The organism is Candidatus Methylacidiphilales bacterium, from assembly GCA_025056655.1.
GTDB lineage: Bacteria > Verrucomicrobiota > Verrucomicrobiia > Methylacidiphilales > JANWVL01 > JANWVL01.
On record JANWVL010000119.1, the window covers coordinates 1 to 2,978 of the forward strand.

Here is a 2,978-nt window from a genome sequence, read left to right on the forward strand (position 1 = left end):
CGCATAGACTAGCGATTTTATCACTGCATCACATTTATTACTTAGATCAGCAAAAGCACAATCTATTTCACAATGAAAAAGCCCCTCAGGATCCGTGTAATTCAACGGACTATTATTCACATATCTATACCAATTCACATCCCCGGCATCAAACCCTATCGGATCCGGTTGCAGGAAGCGGCCGTGAACGGTGCTGTAAACGCAGTTGCGTGTGGTGTCAATAAAGAAACTTGATGAGGTATTCAGCAGCAGGGATGCCACTGCTACTTTTTGTGCTCGATTTTCTGATACACTTTGCACTTTGTCATTTTGCATTATGTGGATCATTTGTAAAGGTTTATTTTTCACATTTTTGTGGCTCTACGTGCCTTGCTTAGCCATAAAGTGAGGCTAACTTCCTTACAGGCCATTTAATAATGGGGCCACCCAGAAGTCATCGTTCCCGCAAAAAAGATGCGCCCCTTTTTTCATCCGCATCGGCTCAAGTTATTTCAATATCCCCTCCTCTCACATCTAAGCCATTACCCAATCACTAGGGAAAATCTAAATCAATTGTTTGTTAATTATATCAATAATCGATAACGGACATGAATAATGCTACTTTACATTTTTTACTATATCATCGATCAAATTTGGTGAACAAGCAATTTAAGGCGTGCTCCACATGAGTATAAATATTAGCCCTTGAATTATGCCCAAGATGAATAGAAGAGAAATTTTTTAACAGATAATTTATAGAAAGACAAATACAACATAAAAACTACTAATAATACTGCATATATTTGCAAATAGGGCGTAGAAAAAGATAATGCAAGCATTGATAGTGTTTTTTTTGCATATTGTGATAAATCGATATGTGAATTAGAATGATAATTTAAATTGTGAAAATCTTTAAAAAATACAGTTAAAAATATTCCAAATTCTATAAAAATCAAGTAAACAATAAGTCTATATATAATTAAGATATATTTGCATATCGTGTTCATATCAACCGGGATAAGCACCATGCCTAGACTCTAACTGTGGGTTCATATTTGGATTATGTGGATTATGGTTATACTCACCTGGATTATTGTTCCATCCATCACCCCCAAAAATCCATTCTTCAAATTTCGTTCCCAATGTTTTTTCATTTTCCGGAAGGTTCCGAAGGCAAATTGACAATTCATTATCACACTTAACGCGACATTCCTTTCTTTCGTCCTCACACTTTATTCTACTACAATCATTCAAACAGACATCATGTTCATAATAGCATCTATCCCGATTATCTATTGGAGGAACGAATCCAGGTTCACCTTCCCGAGGAAAATCCTTACATTCATTACCTGTATTACCATTCACCCATCCTGGCCCACCCCAATTACCATGATGGCGCCACAACCCATGAGGATCGGTCGCATTAATAACCCCATTCACCACATATCTATACCAATTCACATCCCCAGCCTCAAAGCCGATGAGGTCGGGGTGCAGGAAGCGGCCGTGTATAAAGCTCAAAGGAAAGCTCTCGTGTAAATAACTATTCTTCATCACTACTTCACAATATCTCCTACTATTCGGGCTGTAGTTTTCTTGCACATTTAACATTTTGTTATTTCCACTACACAACCCAATCCCAGGTCATTTGCAAACTTATTTGATAAAATAATGAAACTCAGTATCCGCTCGCTTAAAACTTAGTTCTATAATTACGATTTTTTTTGTCAATAATTATTGATCTATAAGATCTATCGTATATACATGATTGTTCACCATCTAAAATATGGATAGGTTCAAATACACTTATTATATATTCAATGCATTTTCTAAGTTCAGGTTTTTTAATTATACAACTATCGGTAAGATGAATTTTTTGAGAGTTATTAACTTCATTCAACTCGTGTTCATAATTCGTAAATATATACATGCTCCCATCTAAACTCATGGTATCGTTACACATTATGGATTTACTTAGATTTAGAAGTTCTAAATATTTTTTCCTAAAGAAATCATAGTCTTTACGTCTAATTTTCTTAACTGCGAGGACTTCCCCAATCCAATATCCACAAATCCCGCTAAATTGATAAGAATATATGACTCTATTAATATCATCAAATTCTAATCTATATGGAGGAAAACCAGTAACAAATACACTCACGCTCCAATTATACCTATATCTATTGTGCTTACCATTCTCATGCATTTTTAAAGTTTTAAGATACTTATCTAATCGGCTATTTCTTATGCCTGAAACTAAACTATTTGATATAGACACTAGCAATAGCATCAATAATAAAATGTAAAATTTGCGATATTTTATCGATTTATATATTATAGTTTGTTTTGTTATTTTTATGTTCATAATGATCTATTTGAACCTGATCTTTAGATTGTTTTCCACCATGATTAGGCTTGTCTCTTCCTACATAACCATCTCTTTCATAACTTTCTGAATAATTATAATCAGCATCAGAAAAAGACCGGGATGAATCATGTGAATGATAATATGCCACCCATTCATCTCCTGGATCACAGTCTGGCGCATCTTGCGGTCGGCATGATCCTTTACCATGTTGGCCTAATCCTGGCCCACCGCGTATCGGCCCCGTATAATAATATGGACCGCTGGGACATTTCTTGCATATTTTCCCACAGTATTCGTATCTATCCTTATCCGATTTTTGCATTTCCCATGCTTTTTTTGAGCCTGCTTTTCCTGCCCCGTCTTGATCCTCATATGTCTTCCGTAAACCATGTGAATCTTTATAATTCACCGCATTATTCCCCACATATCTATACCAATTCACATCCCCGGCATCGAAGCCGATCGGATCCGGTTGCAGGAAGCGGCCGTGGACCGTGCTATAGATGCGGTTTCTATAATCATATAACCCCGCTCCAAGCCCACCCCACGTATTCACCAACATCTCTCGCCCTGTATACCCTACCCTCAGCCTTGTCGCACTGTAATACGGCTGACCGCTCGGCGTAAAATA

4 protein-coding genes are annotated in these 2,978 nt (G+C 36.8%); all 4 read right to left on the reverse strand.

Translation table 11 applies throughout. The features are described 5' to 3' along the window. Positions 1–327: RHS repeat-associated core domain-containing protein (locus NZM04_07990; protein MCS7063962.1), on the reverse strand; the 327-nt coding region annotated here is incomplete at its 3' end. 660 nt (positions 328–987) lie between these two features. After that, positions 988–1,500, reverse strand: a complete 513-nt coding sequence (locus NZM04_07995) for a hypothetical protein (GenBank protein MCS7063963.1) — start codon at positions 1,498–1,500, stop codon at positions 988–990. 172 nt (positions 1,501–1,672) lie between these two features. Next, a complete protein-coding gene (locus NZM04_08000; protein MCS7063964.1) occupies positions 1,673–2,185 on the reverse strand; it encodes a hypothetical protein in 513 nt (170 codons plus the stop codon). A 121-nt stretch (positions 2,186–2,306) separates the two neighbouring features. After that, positions 2,307–2,978, reverse strand: a 672-nt coding sequence (locus tag NZM04_08005) for a hypothetical protein (GenBank protein MCS7063965.1), incomplete at its 5' end; no start/stop codon positions are given.

What these genes read in the sequence shown, in the direction of transcription:
- NZM04_08000 (MCS7063964.1), bottom strand. Translation starts at nt 2,185, where the DNA reads ATGCATGAGAATGGTAAGCACAATAGATATAGGTATAATTGGAGCGTG.